Here is a 16,427-nt window from a genome sequence, read left to right as displayed (position 1 = left end):
CCGGCCGCCGGCCTCGCTCACCGCGCCGTGGCGCCCGCGCCGCTCCTCGGCCGCTGGTCCGCCGCCGGCGGCTCCCGCAGGGCGGCCGGCGGCAGGCCCCGTTCCAGCAGCAGGACACCGGCGACGCCGAGGGCGTTGAGCAGCGCCAGCGCCAGCCAGGGCGCGGCGGTGTCGACCTCGTACAGGGTGCCGAAGAAGGCCGGCGCGAGCATCGAGGCGATGGCGAAGGAGTACTGGAAGGCCGCCAGGTAGCGGCCCCGGGCGGCGACCGGTGCGGCGGCCGCGGCCAGCGCGGCGGAGGCCGGCGCGTGCACCAGTTCCGCGACGGTGAACAGCAGCGTCGCCGCGATCAGCAGCGCGGCCACCACGCCGAGACGCCCCGGGCCGAGGGTGGCCATGGCGAGGCCCCAGGCCGTCCAGAGGACCGCCGTCAGCGCGATCACGCGGGTGCGGCGGTGGTGCGGCAGGCGGGCGCCGACGGGCGCGGAGAGCAGGGCGACGAGGAACGCGTTGCCGGCCAGGATGCCCGAGGTCAGCCAGGCGGGGCCGCGCAGGTCCGTGAGCATCACCGTGGGCAGGGCCAGGCCGAGCATCATGCTGCTCAGCGCGAAGACGGTGTTCAGGCCGATGAGGGCGAGGTACGGGCGGTCCCGGAGCAGCGTCGCGTACCCGCCCCGGCCGGAGCCCGCCGGGCGGACGGCGGGCGGCGGGATCCGCACGCACGCGGCGATGAGCACCGCGGCGAGGGCGAAGCAGGCCGCCGCCGCGTACGCCACCGCGCGGTAGGTGCCCGCCCGCCCGTCGGCCACCACCACCCCGGTGGTCAGGCCCCCCACCGCCAGCCCGGCGGTACGGGCGCCGTTGCTGATCGCGTACCAGGTGTCCCGGGTCCAGCCGCCCGGGCTGCCGTCGGCGTAGTCGGCGACCGCCGTGAAGACGGTGGACCAGAAGAACCGCACGCCGACCGCGACCAGCGCCGCCGCCACGAAGACGCCGACCGGCCCCCGCACCCAGGCGTACGCCAGGTAGCCGACCGCCTGGAGCAGCTGGGAGGCGACGACCACCGGCAGCGCCCCCAGCCGGTCCGCCAGCGCTCCCGCCCACAGCGGCACCGGCAGGGTGAGCACCGTCGCCGCGCTGAGCAGCACCCCGAGCAGCGCCAGGGGCACGTCGGTCAGCCGCAGGAAGTAGACCAGCGACAGGGGCAGGAACAGCCCGTTGCCAACCGAGTCGACGGTCAGCGCCGCCACGAGGACGGCACCCCCTCGGCTGCGTCCCGCGGGGTGTGCGCCCATGTCCCCGTGCTCCCCTCCCGTCGCCCGGTCCGCCAGGGGCGGATGCTAGCCGGGAGCGCTTCCGGCGGCACCGGCATAACCCGGGCGGGCGGGGCCGCGTGCGGCCGGGGGCGGGGACGCGCGTTCCGGGGGCTGTCGGGGGCGCGGACTAGGCTTGCTGCCGTGGCTGACCCCTCGACCTACCGTCCCGCCCCCGGCACCATCCCGGAGTCACCGGGGGTCTACCGGTTCCGCGACGGCACCGGCCGGGTGATCTACGTCGGCAAGGCGAAGAACCTGCGCAGCCGGCTCAACTCCTACTTCGCCGACCTGTGGGGCCTGCACCAGCGCACCCAGCAGATGGTCACCACCGCCGAGTCGGTCGACTGGGTCACCGTCGGCACCGAGGTCGAGGCGCTCCAGCTCGAATACACCTGGATCAAGCAGTACGACCCGCGCTTCAACGTCCGCTACCGCGACGACAAGTCCTACCCCTACCTCGCCGTGACCCTCGACGAGGAGTTCCCCCGGTTGCAGGTGATGCGGGGCGCCAAGCGCAAGGGGGTGCGCTACTTCGGGCCCTACTCGCACGCCTGGGCGATCCGCGAGACGCTCGACCTGCTGCTGCGGGTCTTCCCGGCGCGCACCTGCTCGGCCGGGGTCTTCAAGCGGGCCGGCCAGGTCGGCCGCCCCTGCCTGCTGGGCTACATCGGCAAGTGTTCGGCCCCCTGCGTCGGCAGCGTCACGCCCGAGCGGCACCGGGAGATCGTCGACGGTTTCTGCGACTTCATGGGCGGCCGCACCGACACGATGGTGCGCCGGCTGGAACGGGAGATGACCGAGGCCAGCGAGCAGCTGGAGTTCGAGCGGGCGGCGCGGCTGCGCGACGACGTGGCCGCGCTGCGTCGGGCGATGGAGAAGCAGACCGTCGTGCTCGGCGACGGCACCGACGCCGACGTGGTCGCGTTCGCCGACGACCCCCTCGAAGCGGCCGTCCAGGTCTTCCACGTCCGCGACGGCCGGGTCCGTGGCCAGCGCGGCTGGGTGGTGGAGAAGACCGAGGAGTTGAGCACGGGCGACCTGGTGCACCACTTCTGCACCCAGGTCTACGGCGGCGAGCAGGGCGAGGCCGACGTGCCCCGCGAGCTGCTCGTGCCGGCACTGCCCGCCGACGCCGACGCGCTGGCCGACTGGCTCTCCGGTCACCGGGGCAGCCGGGTGAGCCTGCGGGTGCCGCAGCGCGGCGACAAGCGCTCCCTGCTGGAGACGGTCGAGCGCAACGCCAAGGACGCCCTCGCCCGGCACCGGCTGCGCCGGGCCGGCGACCTGACCACCCGGAGCAAGGCGCTCGACGAGATCAGCGAGGCGCTCGACATGCGCACCTCGCCGCTGCGCATCGAGTGTTTCGACATCTCCCAGATGCAGGGCACCGACGTGGTGGCGAGCATGGTCGTCTTCGAGGACGGGCTGCCCCGCAAGAGCGAATACCGGCGCTTCATCATCCGTGGCGCCACCGACGACCTCTCCGCGATGTCCGAGGTGCTGCGTCGCCGCTTCGCCCGCTACCTCGACGCCCGCGCCGAGACCGGCGAGGCGGGCGTCGAGCCGGCCGACGACCCCGCCGCACCGGGTGGGCAGGCCGAGCCCGACGAGCCCCGGGTCGGCGCCCTGATCGACCCGACCACCGGGCGCCCGCGCAAGTTCGCGTACCCGCCGCAGCTGGTGGTGGTCGACGGCGGTGCGCCGCAGGTCGCGGCGGCGGCCCAGGCCCTGGCGGAGCTGGGCGTCGACGACGTGGCGCTGTGCGGCCTGGCCAAGCGGCTGGAGGAGGTCTGGCTGCCCGACGACGAGTTCCCGGTCATCCTGCCGCGCACCTCGGAGGGGCTCTACCTGCTGCAACGGGTGCGCGACGAGGCGCACCGCTTCGCCATCACCTTCCACCGGCAGCGGCGCTCCAAGCGGATGACCGAGTCGGCGCTGGACAGGGTGCCCGGCCTGGGGGAGGTGCGGCGCAAGGCGCTGCTGCGGCACTTCGGCTCACTCAAGCGGCTCTCGGCGGCCACCGTGGAGGAGATCACCGAGGTGCCCGGCGTGGGCCGACGCACCGCCGAGGCGATCCTCGCCGCGCTGGGCGGCGAGGCGAAGGCCCCGGCGGCGGACTGACCGCGCCGCCCTCGCCGGCGCGCCGGCTCGCGCGCCGACGCGTGGCCGGGTGGCGCGGCCGGCCGTCACTCGGCCAGGACGGCCAGGATCTGCTCGCCGTACTTCGCGAGCTTGTTCTCGCCGACGCCGCTGACCGCCGACAGCTCGGCCAGCGACGTGGGCGCGTCGGTGGCGATCTGCCGCAGCGTGGCGTCGTGGAAGATCACGTAGGCCGGGACGCCCTGCTCCTTGGCGGTGGCCCCCCGCCACGCGCGCAGCCGCTCGAAGACCCCGGCGGCGGTCGGGGACAGCTCGGCGACGACGGTGGCCGCCCCGCGCGGCTTGGCCGACCGGGTCGAGGCGACCTTCTCCGGCTCGCGGCGCATCATCACCGTGCGGCGGCGGCCCAGCACCTCCGCGCTGGCCTCGGTGAGAGCCAGCGTGCCGTAGTCGCCCTCGACGGCCAGCAGCCCCTCGGCGAGCAGTTGCCGCACCACACCGCGCCACTCGGCCTCGCGCAGCTCGCCGCCGATGCCGAAGACGGTCAGCGAGTCGTGGCCGTACTGGGTGACCTTGTCGGTCGTGCGGCCGAGCAGGATGTCGACGCAGTGCCCCGCGCCGAAGCGCTGGTTGCGTTCCCGGTCGAGCCGGAAGACCGTGGAGAGCAGCTTCTGCGCCGCGACGGTGCCGTCCCAGGACTCCGGCGGGCTGAGGCAGGTGTCGCAGTTGCCGCACGCGGCGGTGGCCTTCTCGCCGAAGTAGTCGAGCAACTGGCCGCGCCGGCAGCGGACCGTCTCGCAGAGGGCGAGCATCGCGTCGAGGTGGGCGGCGAGGTTGCGCCGGTGGGCGAGGTCGCCGTCGGAGGTCTCGATCATCTTGCGCTGCTGCACCACGTCCTGGAGCCCGTACGCCAGCCAGGCGGTCGACGGCAGCCCGTCGCGGCCGGCGCGGCCGGTCTCCTGGTAGTAGCCCTCGACCGACTTGGGCAGGTCGAGGTGGGCGACGAAGCGGACGTCGGGCTTGTCGATGCCCATGCCGAAGGCGATGGTCGCCACCATCACCAGGCCGTCCTCGCGCAGGAAGCGCTGCTGGTTGCGGGCGCGGGTCGCCGCGTCGAGGCCGGCGTGGTAGGGCAGCGCGGCGACGCCGTTGGCGGTGAGGAACTCGGCCGTCTTCTCCACCGAGGCGCGCGACAGGCAGTAGACGATGCCGGCGTCGCCGGGATGCTCGTCGCGCAGCAGGCTCAGCAGCTGCTTGCGCGGCTCGCGCTTGGGCACGATCCGGTACTGGATGTTGGGCCGGTCGAAGCTGGCCACGAAGTGCCGCGCGTCGGTGAGCTTGAGCCGGGTGGCGATCTCGTCGCGGGTCGCGCTGGTCGCGGTGGCGGTGAGCGCGATGCGGGGCACGTCGGGCCAGCGCTCGTGCAGCATCGACAGGGCGAGGTAGTCGGGGCGGAAGTCGTGGCCCCACTGCGACACGCAGTGCGCCTCGTCGATGGCGAACAGGGCGATCCGGCCCCGGTCGAGCAGCTGCTGCACGCCGCGGGTGCCCAGCGCCTCCGGGGCGAGGTAGAGCAGGTCGAGCTCGCCGCCGACGAACGCCCGCTCCACCACGCGGCGGGCGTCGAGATCCTGGGTCGAGTTGAGGAACCCCGCCCGGACGCCGACCGCCGTCAGCGCGTCGACCTGGTCCTGCATCAGCGCGATCAGCGGGGAGACCACCACCGCCACGCCGTCGCGGACCAGGGCCGGGATCTGGTAGCACAGCGACTTGCCGCCGCCGGTGGGCATCAGGACCAGCGCGTCGCCGCCGGCCACCACGTGGTCGATCACCTCCTGCTGGAAGCCGCGGAAGGTGTCGTAGCCGAACACCCGGCGCAGCACCTCCAGGGCGTCGGAGGAGCGCAGGTCGGTGGGGGAAGCCATCCGGGAATTCTACGAACCCTCCCCGACAGCGGGCGGGACGCGCCCGGCCCGGCGGCGTCACCCGTCGCCCGGCCCGTCCCCGGCCGCCAGCCGAGTCCGCCGACGCCCGGCCGCGCTGCCCGCACGCGGCGCCGCCCCGCACGCCTGCGCGTTGTCGATCCGGCACCCCCGCGCCGCCGGGGCACCCGACCGGTACGCCGGGCCATGCTCCGCCAGCGGACCGTGGCCTTGGCGGTCGATCCGCGTCAGGAGAGATAGAGTCGCAGACCGACCAGTCGCGGTCACCCGACCGCGCCACCCGTGGGGAGCAGGCAGTGAACGAGGCGCGGACGCCCGAGGCGCGGGTCGGCCAGGACCCGACACCGACGGAGTCGGACACCACCCTGGTGGTGGTCACCGGCCTCTCCGGCGGTGGCCGCAGCACGGTGGCCCGGGCGCTGGAGAACGTCGGTTTCTACGTGGTGGACAACCTGCCCCAGGCGCTCATGCTCGACATGGCCGAGCTGGCGTTCAAGGCGGGCGGGGCGGCCCGGCGCACGGCGATGGTGCTGGACGTGCGCTCGCGCGCCTTCTCCACCGACCTGGCGGGGGCGATCCGGGAGCTGAAGGAGCGTGGCTTCTCGCCCCGGGTGGTCTTCGTCGACGCCGACGACGAGGTGCTGATCCGGCGGTTCGAGAGCGTCCGGCGCTCGCACCCGTTGCAGGGCGACGGGCGGCTCGCCGACGGCATCGCGGTCGAGCGCGGCCTGCTGGAGGAGGCCCGCGACCAGGCCGACGTGATCATCGACACCAGCCACCTGAACGTCAACCAGCTGCGCCGCCGCGTCGAGGAGCTCTTCGGCGGCGAGGACGCCCGCCGGCTGCGCGTCACCGTGCTCTCCTTCGGCTTCAAGTACGGCCTGCCGCCGGACGCCGACTTCGTGCTCGACGCCCGGTTCCTGCCGAATCCGTACTGGGTGCCGGAGCTGCGCGAGCACACCGGCCGCGACGAGGCGGTCAGCTCGTACGTGCTGGGGCAGGAGGGCGCGGACGCCTTCGTCGGGTCGTACGCCGACCTGGTCAACGCCACCACCGTCGGCTTCGAGCGGGAGGGCAAGCGCTACCTGACCGTGGCGGTCGGCTGCACCGGCGGCAAGCACCGCAGCGTGGCCATCGCCGAGGAGCTGGCGGCCCGGCTGCGCCACTCCGGCCTGGCCGCCAACGCCCAGCACCGCGACCTGGGGCGCGAGTGACGGCGACGCGGGTGGTCGCCTTCGGCGGCGGGCACGGCCTGTCCGCCTCGCTGCGTGCCCTGCGCCGCTGCGCCCCCGAGCTGGACCTCGACATCACGGCGGTGGTCACCGTCGGCGACGACGGCGGCTCCAGCGGCCGGCTGCGCGCCGAGCGGGGCGGCCTGCCCCCGGGCGACCTGCGGCAGGCGCTGGTCGCGCTGGCGGGCGACCACCCCGCCACGCGGCGCAGTGCCGGGCTCTTCCAGCACCGTTTCGCCGAGGTGCCGGCGCCGCGCGTCGGCGCTCCGGCGCCCGCCGGCGACGGACCGGAGCAGCACCGCTCTGCCGTCTCCGGCGGCGACGGTGCCGCCTCCGGCCCGGAGCCGGCCGGGGTCGCCGCAGCGGCGGCCGGTGGGCGGGCGGGTGCCGGCGCTGCCGGGCGGGTCGACGGGCTGGCCGGGCACGCGGTGGGCAACCTGGTGCTCTGCGGGCTGATGGAGCTGCTGGGCGACCCGGTGGCCGCGCTGGAGCACGCCGGCGCGATGCTCGGCGCGGTGGGCCGGGTGCTGCCGATGTCGTGCGAGCCGGTGGGGATCGAGGCGCGGGTGCGCGGCGCCGACCCGCGCCGACCGGACGAGGTGCGTACGGTCACGGGCCAGCACCAGGTCGCGGTGACCACCGGCCGGGTGGAGTCGTTGCGGCTCACCCCGGCTGCGCCGGAGGCCTGTCCGCAGGCGGTCGCCGCGATCGGCGCGGCCGACTGGCTGATCTTCGGGCCGGGCAGTTGGTACACGAGCGTGCTGCCGCACCTGCTGGTGCCGCAGCTCGCCGCCGCGATCGTCGCCAGCCCGGCGCGGCGGCTCGTCACGCTGAACCTCGCCGCCGAGAAGGAGACCTCCGGGCTCTCCCAGGCCGACCACCTGGCCGCGCTGCGCTGGTACCTGCCGGAGCTGAGGATCGACCGTGTGGTCGCCGATTCCAAGGCGGCGGGTGACCCCGAACCGGTCGAACGTGCGGCAGAATCGCTGGGTGCCCGCCTGGTCCTCGCTCCCGTCGCGGTCACCGACGGCACTCCCCGTCATGATCCGGCCGCCCTGGGCGCCGCACTGGTGCCTGTCCTGGGCGCCGATCGTTAGGCACGTACGTAATCTCCGGCGACACGCCGGAACAGGTCCGTGAGGGGACGCACAATGGCGATGACGGCTGCGGTCAAGGACGAGCTGAGTCGGGTCGACGTGCCCAAGCCCTGCTGCCGGCGGGCGGAGATGGCGGCGCTGCTGCGCTTCGCCGGCGGGCTGCACATCGTCTCCGGTCGGGTCGTGGTGGAGGCCGAACTCGACACCGGGGCGGTGGCCCGACGGCTGCGGCGGGAGATCGCCGAGGTCTACGGCTATCCGAGCGAGATCCACGTGCTCGCGTCCGGTGGCCTGCGCAAGGGCAGCCACTTCATCGTCCGGGTGGTCAAGGACGGCGAGGCGCTGGCGCGGCAGACCGGGCTGCTCGACGTCCGGGGACGCCCGGTGCGGGGCCTGCCGCCGCACGTCGTCGCCGCGAACGTCTGCTGCGCCGTGTCGGCCTGGCGCGGCGCGTTCATGGCGCACGGCTCGCTGACCGAGCCGGGCCGCTCCAGCGCGCTGGAGATCACCTGCCCCGGCCCGGAGTCCGCGCTGGCCCTGGTGGGTGCGGCCCGCCGCATCGGCATCACCGCGAAGAACCGCGAGGTGCGCGGCGTGGACCGGGTGGTCGTCAAGGACGGCGACGCGATCGCCGCGCTGCTCACCCGCATCGGCGCCCACTCCAGCGTGCTGGCCTGGGAGGAGCGCCGGGTGCGCCGCGAGGTGCGGGCCACGGCGAACCGGCTGGCGAACTTCGACGACGCCAACCTGCGCCGCTCGGCGCGGGCCGCGGTCGCCGCGGCGGCCCGGGTGACCCGGGCGCTGGAGATCCTCGCCGACGACGCGCCCAACCACCTCACCTCGGCCGGCCGGCTGCGCCTGGAGCACCGGCAGGCCTCGCTGGAGGAGCTGGGCGCGCTGGCGGATCCGCCGTTGACCAAGGACGCGATCGCCGGCCGGATCCGCCGGTTGCTGGCGCTGGCCGACAAGCGGGCCCGGGACCTGGGCATCCCGGATACGGAAGCGGCCGTCACGCCCGACATGCTCGTGGTCTGATAGGACGGTGCGGGTCGGCGGTGCCGGTGGGATCACCACCCGGCGCTGCACTGCGCCGCACGCTCGGATAAGGTCGCTGCGTACGGCAAGGGGGCCGGCACAGGCACTCCTCGCCGTGCACACCGCCTCGGGCGGTCAGGTCCTTCGAGACCGCGGCGGGGTGGCCGAGATGAATCGTCAACGGCCGGCTCCAACGGTCGGCGCACACACCTCCGCCGGCCCGGGTCTTATGCCGGCGGACCAGAACGCAAGGAGATGGGACCTGTGACCATCCGGGTTGGCATCAACGGCTTCGGCCGGATCGGCCGCAACTTCTTCCGGGCAGTGCTGGCGTCCGGCGCTGACATCGAGGTCGTGGCGGTCAACGACCTGACCGACAACGCGACGCTCGCCCACCTGCTCAAGTACGACAGCATCCTGGGCCGCCTGCCGCACGAGGTGAAGGCCACCGCCGACGAGATCACCGTGGGCGGCAAGACCATCAAGGCGTTCGCCGAGAAGGACCCGGCGAAGCTGCCGTGGGGCGAGGTCGGCGCGGACGTGGTCATCGAGTCCACCGGCTTCTTCACCGACGCCACCAAGGCGAAGGCGCACGTCGACGGCGGGGCCAAGAAGGTCATCATCTCCGCCCCGGCGAAGAACGAGGACGTCACGGTCGTCATGGGCGTGAACCACGACCAGTACGACCCGGCCAAGCACACCATCATCTCGAACGCCTCCTGCACCACCAACTGCCTCGCGCCGATGGCGAAGGTCCTGCACGACACGTTCGGCATCCAGCACGGCCTGATGACGACGATCCACGCGTACACGCAGGACCAGAACCTGCAGGACGCGCCGCACAAGGACCTGCGTCGGGCCCGCGCCGCCGCGCTGAACATCGTGCCGACCTCGACCGGCGCGGCGAAGGCGATCGGCCTGGTGCTGCCGGAGCTGAAGGGCAAGCTGGACGGCTACGCGCTGCGGGTGCCGATCCCGACCGGCTCGGCCACCGACCTCACCGTCGACGTCAACCGTGAGACCACGGTGGACGAGGTCAACGCCGCGCTGAAGGCCGCCGCCGACGGCCCGCTCAAGGGCATCCTGGTCTACAACGAGGACCCGATCGTCTCCTCGGACATCGTCACCGACCCGGCGTCGTGCATCTTCGACGCGCCGCTGACCAAGGTCGTCGGCAACCAGGTCAAGGTCGTCGGCTGGTACGACAACGAGTGGGGCTACTCGAACCGCCTGGTCGACCTGGTCAAGCTGGTCGGCCAGTCCCTGTGAGCGCGCCGTCGGTCACGAACGGAGGGCTGGCCTAAGTGAGCATCCGTACCCTCGACGACCTGCTCGCCGAGGGGGTGTCGGGTCGGCGCGTGCTGGTGCGCGCCGACCTGAACGTCCCGCTCGACAAGCAGTCCGGTGACATCACGGACGACGGCCGCATCCGCGCCGTGCTGCCCACCCTGAGCGCGCTCACCGGAGCCGGCGCCAAGGTGGTCGTCTGCTCGCACCTGGGTCGCCCGAAGGGCGCCCCGGACCCGCAGTTCAGCCTGCGCCCGGTCGCCGGGCGCCTCGGCGAGCTGCTCGGCGCGCCCGTGCACTTCGCCACCGACACCGTCGGCGAGTCGGCCCGTTCCACGGTGGACGCGCTCGCCGACGGCGAGGTCGCGCTGCTGGAGAACCTGCGCTTCAACTCCGGTGAGACCAGCAAGGACGACGCCGAGCGGGGCGCCTTCGCCGACCAGCTCGCCGCGTTCGGCGACGCCTACGTCGACGACGCGTTCGGCGCGGTGCACCGCAAGCACGCCAGCGTCCACGACGTGCCGGCCCGGCTGCCGCACGTCGCGGGCCGGCTGGTGCTGCGCGAGGTGGAGGTCCTGTCCCGGCTGACCGGTGAGCCGCAGCGCCCGTACGTGGTGGTGCTCGGCGGCTCGAAGGTCTCCGACAAGCTGGCGGTGATCGAGGCGCTGCTGCCGACGGTCGACCGGCTGCTCATCGGCGGCGGGATGTGCTTCACCTTCCTCAAGGCGCAGGGCCACGAGGTGGGCTCCTCGCTGCTGGAGGAGGAGATGGTCGAGACCTGCCGCAACCTGCTGGAGCGCTCCGAGGGCAAGATCATGCTCCCAGTCGATGTGGTGGCCGCGGACGCGTTCGCCCCGGACGCCGCGCACGACACCGTGCCGGCCGACGGCATCCCCAGCAAGCGGGTCGGGCTCGACATCGGGCCGGAGACGGTCGCCGGGTTCGCCGCCGCCCTCAAGGGCGCGCGGACGATCTTCTGGAACGGCCCGATGGGCGTGTTCGAGATGCCGGCGTTCGCCCACGGCACCCGCGGGATCGCCGAGACGATCGCGAAGACCGACGCGTTCACCGTCGTCGGTGGCGGTGACTCCGCCGCCGCCGTACGGGCGCTCGGGCTGGACGAGTCGTCCTTCGGGCACATCTCCACCGGCGGTGGCGCCTCCCTGGAATACCTGGAGGGCAAGACCCTCCCCGGCATCGCGGCCCTGGAGAACTGATGGCGAGCGTCACCCGCCGGCCCCTGATGGCCGGCAACTGGAAGATGAACTGCAACCACCTCGAGGCCAACCTGCTGGTGCAGAGGCTGGCGGCCAGCCTCACCGAGAAGCAGCTCACCGACGTCGAGACGGTGGTCCTGCCGCCGTTCACCGACCTGCGTACGGTGCAGACCGCCGTCGACGGCGACAAGCTGCTCATCGGCTACGGCGCGCAGGACCTCTCGCCGCACGCGTCGGGGGCCTACACCGGGGACATCTCCGGCCCGATGCTGGCGAAGCTGGGCTGCACCTACGTGGTGATCGGGCACTCGGAGCGGCGCGCCTACCACCACGAGGACGACGCGATCGTCAACGCCAAGGTGCAGGCCGCGCTGACCCACGGGCTCACCCCGATCCTCTGCGTGGGGGAGGGGCTCGACGTCCGGGACAAGGGCACCCACGTGGCGCACTGCAGCGACCAGCTCGACGGCGCCCTGAAGGGGCTCACCGCCGAGCAGGTGGAGAAGGTCGTGGTGGCGTACGAGCCGGTCTGGGCGATCGGCACGGGCAAGACGGCCACCCCGGAGGACGCCCAGGAGGTGTGCGGCGCGGTCCGTCAGCGCCTGGCCGAGTCCTTCGGTCGGGACACCGCCGACAAGGTCCGGGTCCTCTACGGCGGATCGGTCAAGTCCTCGAACGTCGCGGCGATCATGGCCCAGCCGGACGTCGACGGGGCGCTCGTGGGCGGCGCGAGCCTGGACGCCGAGGAGTTCGCGAAGATCTGCCGGTTCCCGGAGCACATCTCCCGCTGATCGCTCGCTATCCTTGACTCCGCCCGTCCGTCGGTCGGTGCCACCGTGCCCGATCTGCCCGGGCGAGGATCGTAACGAGAGGACTGACCCCAGCCATGCCGATCTGGTTCGCATACACGTTGATCGTGTTGCTGGTCATCACGAGCATCCTGCTGACGATGCTGATCCTGCTGCACCGCGGTAAGGGCGGCGGGTTGTCGAGCATGTTCGGCGGTGGCGTCAGCTCCAGCCTCGCCGGTTCCTCGGTGGCGGAGAAGAACCTGGACCGCTACACCGTCCTGGTGGGCATCGTCTGGTTCGCCTGCATCGTCGGGCTGGGGCTCTGGCTCCGCCTCCAGATGGCCAGCGGCACCGTCTGAGCCCGCCGAGTACAATCTGCGCGCGGCCCGTCACCGACGGGCCGCGCGCAGTTCGTTTCATCCGCTGCACCGCGTCGCCCGCCGCCCTCTCCGCGGCGGTTCCCCTCCGACGACAGGAGCGAGCAGCCGTGCCCATTGGCAACGTCATCCGGGGCACCCGGGTCGGATCCGCGCCCGACCACCGCGCCGAGCGCCACCAGCCGGCCCCGTGCCGGACGGTGGCCTACTGGTGCCGCAACGACCACCACACCCAGATCCGGCTCGCCGCCGAGGTCGAGGCGCCGGAGGTGTGGGACTGCCCGCGGTGCGGCCTCCCCGCCGGCCGGGACGCGCAGAACCCGCCGGGCCGCGCCCGGCCCGAGCCCTACAAGACCCACCTGGCGTACGTGAAGGAGCGGCGCACCGCGGAGGAGGGGGCGGCCATCCTGGCCGAGGCCCTCGCCGACCTGCGCCGCCGCCGTGGCCGTCCCGTCAGCTAGGCGGCGTCCCGTCCACGACGGGTGAGGGCCCCCCGTCGACGCCAGGCGTCGGCAGGGGGCCCTCTCTCACCGTCAGCGCAGGCTGCGCAGGCGGGCCGGCACGTCGGCCGCCGCCGCCCGGTCCAGCAGCCAGAGGGTCCGGCCCGTGCCCTGCACGCCGGCCGCCGGCAGTTGCACCGGCCCGGCCCCGGCCAGCGCCATGCCGACCGCCTGTGCCTTGTCGGCCCCGCTGGCCACCAGCCAGACCTCCTCGGCCGTGTTGATGGCCGGGAGGGTCAAAGTGGTCCGCACCGGCGGGGGTTTCGGGCTGCCCCGCACCGCGCTGACCGGCCGGCTGTCGTGGTGCACCGGGTGCTCGGGGAAGACCGAGGCGACGTGCCCGTCCTCGCCGACGCCCAGCATCAGCACGTCGAAGTGGGGGAGCGCGGCGTGTCCCGGACGCGCCGCGCGGGCCAGTTCCTCGGCGTACCGTGCCGCCGCCTCCTCCGGGTCGGGCCCGGTCGGGCCGTCGGACGCCGGCATCGGGTGGACCCGGGCCGGGTCCAGCGGCACCGCGTCCAGCAGCGTCGCGCGGGCCTGGGTCTCGTTGCGCTCGGGGTCGCCGGCGGGCAGGAACCGCTCGTCGCCCCACCACACGTCCACCCGGGACCAGTCCACGGCGTCGCGGGCCGGCAACGCCGCCACCGCCCGGTGCACCGCGGCGGCGATCCGCCCGCCGGTCAGCACCACCGACGCCTGGCCCCGCTCGGCCTGCGCGTCGAGCAGCTTGACCACCAACCGGGCGGCCACCGCCTGGGCCAGCAGGTCGGCGTCGGCGTGGACGGCGACACTCGCCTCACTCATCTGTGTGCCTTCGTTTCTCCGGCCGTCACGCGGTCGGTCTTCCGTGATGCCCCCGGCAGTCGGGCGCTCAGTGCTCGGCGCTCGTTCCCGCGTGCGCGGTGACCCCCGCCTCGGCCCGCTGGGCCGTGGCCGGGTCCTTCCAGACGTGCACCCGCTGCGGCGGGCGCTGGTCGAGGTCGGTCAGCCCGGCCGCCGTGCCCAGCGCCTCCGCGTACACCTGGTCGGCGTCGAGCCGGCGCAGTTCCTCGGCCAGTTCGTCGCCGAGGGGCCGGCGGACGAGCGGCAGCTGGCGGTCCTCCTGGCCGGTACGCCGGAACGTCGCCACGCTGTCGTCCCGGGTCAGTGTCAGCGTGTCGCCGTTGGCGCAGCGCAGCTGCACCTCCCGCATCCGGGGGGACGCGTCGCTGGGCTCCCACACCGGCTCGATGCCGAGCCGTGCGGCCAGCCAGCCCTGCATCAGCGCGGCGGTCGGGTCGGTGGACGGGGCCACCACGGTCGCCTCGGTCACCCTGGCCTGGGTGGTGTCGAACGCCCCCGCCACGAGCGTGCGCCACGGGGTGATCCGGGTCCACGCCAGGTCGGTGTCGCCGGGCGCGTAGTCCCGGGCCCGCTGGTGCAGCGCCTCGATCGGGTCGGCGGCCTGCGCGGAGTCGGTGATCCGCCGGTCGGCCACCACGCCGAGGAAGTCCGTGGCGATCTCGGCCGGTGGCTCGCCGTGCCACCACGTCACCACCGGCACGTCCGGCACCAGCAACGGCATCACCACCGACTCGGCGTGCAGGGCGAGCCGCCCGTACATCCGGGTGACCACCGCCTCGCACGGGCCGAGCCGGCCGCCGACGACGATCTCCGCGTCCAGCCGGTTGCGCTCGCGCTCCACGTCGGTGCGGACCACCACCACCAGCCGGCAGGGGTGGGCGGCGGCCGCTATGGTCGCCGCCGCCTCCGCCTCGCGGACCCGCTTCTCGTCCACCACCACGATGAGGGTCAGCGCCATGCCGCTGGCCACCCCACCGGCGCTGCGCCGCTCGGCGGCCAGCGCCTTGACCACCTCGTTGCCGGTGGTGTCCCACAGGCCGATCAATGGAGCCTCCTGGTTTGCTCGCTGCGCCTGCTCACGCCACCTGCCTTCGTTCGCGACTGCGGGGCTCGCAGAACCGGCTCACTCCTCGCGCTCACGCCCGCCGCCACGCCCGGCCCTCGCGGGCCAGCATCTCGTCGGCGGCCCGGGGGCCCCACTCGCCGGCGCGGTAGGGCTCCGGCTTGGTGCCCGCCCACGCGTGCTCCAGCGGGTCCACCACCTGCCAGCTCTGCTCGACCTCGGCGGCGTCCGGGAAGAGGGTGCGGTCACCGATCAGCACGTCCAGCACGAGCCGTTCGTACGCCTCGGGGCTGGACTCGGTGAACGCCTCGCCGTACTGGAAGTCCATCGCGATGTCGCGGACCTCCATCGTGGTGCCGGGCACCTTGGAGCCGAACTTGAGCACGACGCCCTCGTCCGGCTGCACCCGGATCACGAGCTGGTTGTTGCCCAGCGACTCCATGTCGGCTTCGTTGAACGGCAGGTGCGGCGCCCTCTTGAACATGATGGCGACCTCGGTGACGCGGCGCGGCAGCCGCTTGCCGGCCCGGATGTAGAACGGCACCTCCGCCCAGCGGCGGTTCTGGATGCCGAGCCGGACGGCCACGTAGGTCTCCGTGGTCGAGTCCGCCGGGACGCCCTCCTCCTCCAGGTACCCGACGGCCCGCTCGCCGCCCACCCAGCCGGGCAGGTACTGGCCGCGCACGGTGCCCTCGGCAACGTCCTTCGGCAGGGTGATCGCCCGGAGCACCTTGAGCTTCTCCGTGCGGATCTCGTCGGCGTCGAAGCTCGTCGGCTCCTCCATCGCCACCAGCGCCAGCAGCTGGAGCAGGTGGTTCTGGAGCACGTCGCGGGCCGCGCCGGCCGAGTCGTAGAAGCCGGCGCGGGTGCCGATGCCGACGTCCTCGGCCATGGTGATCTGCACCGAGTCGACGTACTTGGAGTTCCACAGCGGCTCGAACAGGTTGTTGGCAAACCGCAGGGCGAGGATGTTCTGGACGGTCTCCTTGCCCAGGTAGTGGTCGATGCGGAAGACGTCCTTGCGGGTGAAGACGTCGTCGACCAGGTCGTTGAGCGCCTTCGCCGAGGGCAGGTCGTGCCCGAAGGGCTTCTCCACCACCACCCGGCGCCAGCCGCCGGACTTGGCGTTGTCGGCCATCCCGGTGCGCGCCAGCTGCTTGAGGACCACGGGGAACGCCGCCGGGGGGATGGAGAAGTAGAAGGCGGCGTTGCCCGGGATGCCGTGCGTCTGGCGCAGCTCGTCCAGCATCTCCGAGAGGTGGTCGAACGCGTCGTCGTCGTCGAACGAGCCGCCGACGAACTTGATGTTGCCCGCCAGCCGCGCCCACACCTCCTCCCGCCAGGGGGTGCGGGCGTGCTTCTTGGCCGCCTCGTGGGCGAGCGACTCGAAGTCCCCGTCGCCCCAGTCCCGGCGGGCGAAGCCGAGCACGGCGAAGCCCGGGGGCAGCAGCCCCCGGTTCGCCAGGTCGTACACGGCGGGCAGGAGCTTCTTGCGGGCCAGGTCACCGGTGACGCCGAAGATCACCAGAGCGCACGACTCCGGGATCCTCGGCAGCCGGCGGTCCTGCGGGTCGCGCAGCGGGTTCACGCCGCCTCCTCGCTCCGCGTCGTCCATGGTCCTCATCG

At 73.6% G+C, this 16,427-nt stretch carries 14 protein-coding genes; 9 read left to right on the top strand and 5 right to left on the bottom strand.

The window, feature by feature from the left end; genetic code table 11:
- Positions 1-17: 17 nt before the first annotated feature.
- A complete protein-coding gene (locus tag AB0G08_RS21140; RefSeq protein WP_358090467.1) occupies positions 18-1,295 on the bottom strand; it encodes an MFS transporter in 1,278 nt (425 codons plus the stop codon).
- A 162-nt stretch (positions 1,296-1,457) separates the two neighbouring features.
- On the opposite strand from AB0G08_RS21140, the gene uvrC reads away from it, so the two are divergent.
- Positions 1,458-3,437: an excinuclease ABC subunit UvrC gene (gene uvrC, locus AB0G08_RS21135; RefSeq protein ID WP_357868694.1), complete on the top strand. Its 1,980-nt coding sequence runs from the start codon at positions 1,458-1,460 to the stop codon at positions 3,435-3,437.
- A 65-nt stretch (positions 3,438-3,502) separates the two neighbouring features.
- On the opposite strand, the gene recQ is transcribed toward uvrC, so the two are convergent.
- Positions 3,503-5,341 (bottom strand): DNA helicase RecQ, encoded by a 1,839-nt coding sequence (gene recQ / locus AB0G08_RS21130; RefSeq protein WP_358090464.1) that lies wholly within the window; start codon positions 5,339-5,341, stop codon positions 3,503-3,505.
- A gap of 314 nt (positions 5,342-5,655) precedes the next feature.
- Here recQ and rapZ point away from each other — a divergent pair, with 314 nt between their 5' ends.
- The 8 genes from rapZ to AB0G08_RS21090 all read left to right on the top strand — a co-directional run bounded on the left by rapZ (position 5,656) and on the right by AB0G08_RS21090 (position 12,856).
- Positions 5,656-6,573 (top strand): RNase adapter RapZ, encoded by a 918-nt coding sequence (rapZ, locus tag AB0G08_RS21125; RefSeq protein ID WP_358090461.1) that lies wholly within the window; start codon positions 5,656-5,658, stop codon positions 6,571-6,573.
- A complete protein-coding gene (locus AB0G08_RS21120; RefSeq protein WP_358090458.1) occupies positions 6,570-7,688 on the top strand; it encodes a 2-phospho-L-lactate transferase CofD family protein in 1,119 nt (372 codons plus the stop codon). Before rapZ ends, AB0G08_RS21120 begins: the two co-directional genes overlap by 4 nt.
- Positions 7,689-7,742: 54 nt before the next feature.
- Positions 7,743-8,723 carry a DNA-binding protein WhiA gene (whiA, locus tag AB0G08_RS21115; RefSeq protein ID WP_076467662.1) on the top strand — a complete coding sequence of 327 codons (981 nt, stop codon included), beginning with the start codon at positions 7,743-7,745 and terminating at the stop codon, positions 8,721-8,723.
- Between the two features lie 264 nt (positions 8,724-8,987).
- Entirely contained in the window at positions 8,988-9,992 is a 1,005-nt protein-coding gene (gene gap / locus AB0G08_RS21110) for a type I glyceraldehyde-3-phosphate dehydrogenase (protein WP_358090455.1), read from the top strand.
- Between the two features lie 35 nt (positions 9,993-10,027).
- A complete protein-coding gene (locus tag AB0G08_RS21105) occupies positions 10,028-11,227 on the top strand; it encodes a phosphoglycerate kinase (protein ID WP_358090452.1) in 1,200 nt (399 codons plus the stop codon).
- Positions 11,227-12,018 (top strand): triose-phosphate isomerase, encoded by a 792-nt coding sequence (gene tpiA, locus AB0G08_RS21100; protein WP_358090449.1) that lies wholly within the window; start codon positions 11,227-11,229, stop codon positions 12,016-12,018. The genes AB0G08_RS21105 and tpiA overlap by 1 nt, the downstream gene beginning before the upstream one ends.
- A 95-nt stretch (positions 12,019-12,113) precedes the next feature.
- The gene (gene secG / locus AB0G08_RS21095) at positions 12,114-12,377 is read left to right on the top strand and encodes a preprotein translocase subunit SecG (RefSeq protein WP_121400676.1); all 264 of its coding nucleotides are present in this window, start codon (positions 12,114-12,116) and stop codon (positions 12,375-12,377) included.
- 128 nt (positions 12,378-12,505) lie between these two features.
- The gene (locus AB0G08_RS21090; protein ID WP_358090446.1) at positions 12,506-12,856 is read left to right on the top strand and encodes an RNA polymerase-binding protein RbpA; all 351 of its coding nucleotides are present in this window, start codon (positions 12,506-12,508) and stop codon (positions 12,854-12,856) included.
- Between the two features lie 72 nt (positions 12,857-12,928).
- Here AB0G08_RS21090 and pgl read toward each other — a convergent pair whose 3' ends face one another.
- From pgl to zwf, 3 genes are all read right to left on the bottom strand, one after another.
- On the bottom strand, positions 12,929-13,699 hold the full coding sequence (pgl, locus tag AB0G08_RS21085; RefSeq protein ID WP_358090443.1) for a 6-phosphogluconolactonase: 771 nt from the start codon (positions 13,697-13,699) through the stop codon (positions 12,929-12,931).
- 67 nt (positions 13,700-13,766) lie between these two features.
- On the bottom strand, positions 13,767-14,783 hold the full coding sequence (locus tag AB0G08_RS21080; RefSeq protein WP_358090440.1) for a glucose-6-phosphate dehydrogenase assembly protein OpcA: 1,017 nt from the start codon (positions 14,781-14,783) through the stop codon (positions 13,767-13,769).
- Between the two features lie 91 nt (positions 14,784-14,874).
- Positions 14,875-16,425 (bottom strand): glucose-6-phosphate dehydrogenase, encoded by a 1,551-nt coding sequence (gene zwf / locus AB0G08_RS21075; RefSeq protein WP_358090476.1) that lies wholly within the window; start codon positions 16,423-16,425, stop codon positions 14,875-14,877.
- Between the last annotated feature and the right edge of the window lie 2 nt (positions 16,426-16,427).

Origin of the sequence: Micromonospora sp. NPDC023644 (genome assembly GCF_040640115.1) — a bacterium.
In the GTDB taxonomy this organism is placed as follows: Bacteria; Actinomycetota; Actinomycetes; order Mycobacteriales; family Micromonosporaceae; genus Micromonospora.
The sequence above is the reverse complement of the archived record's forward strand: the minus strand, read 5'-3'. Positions and strand labels throughout refer to the sequence as shown.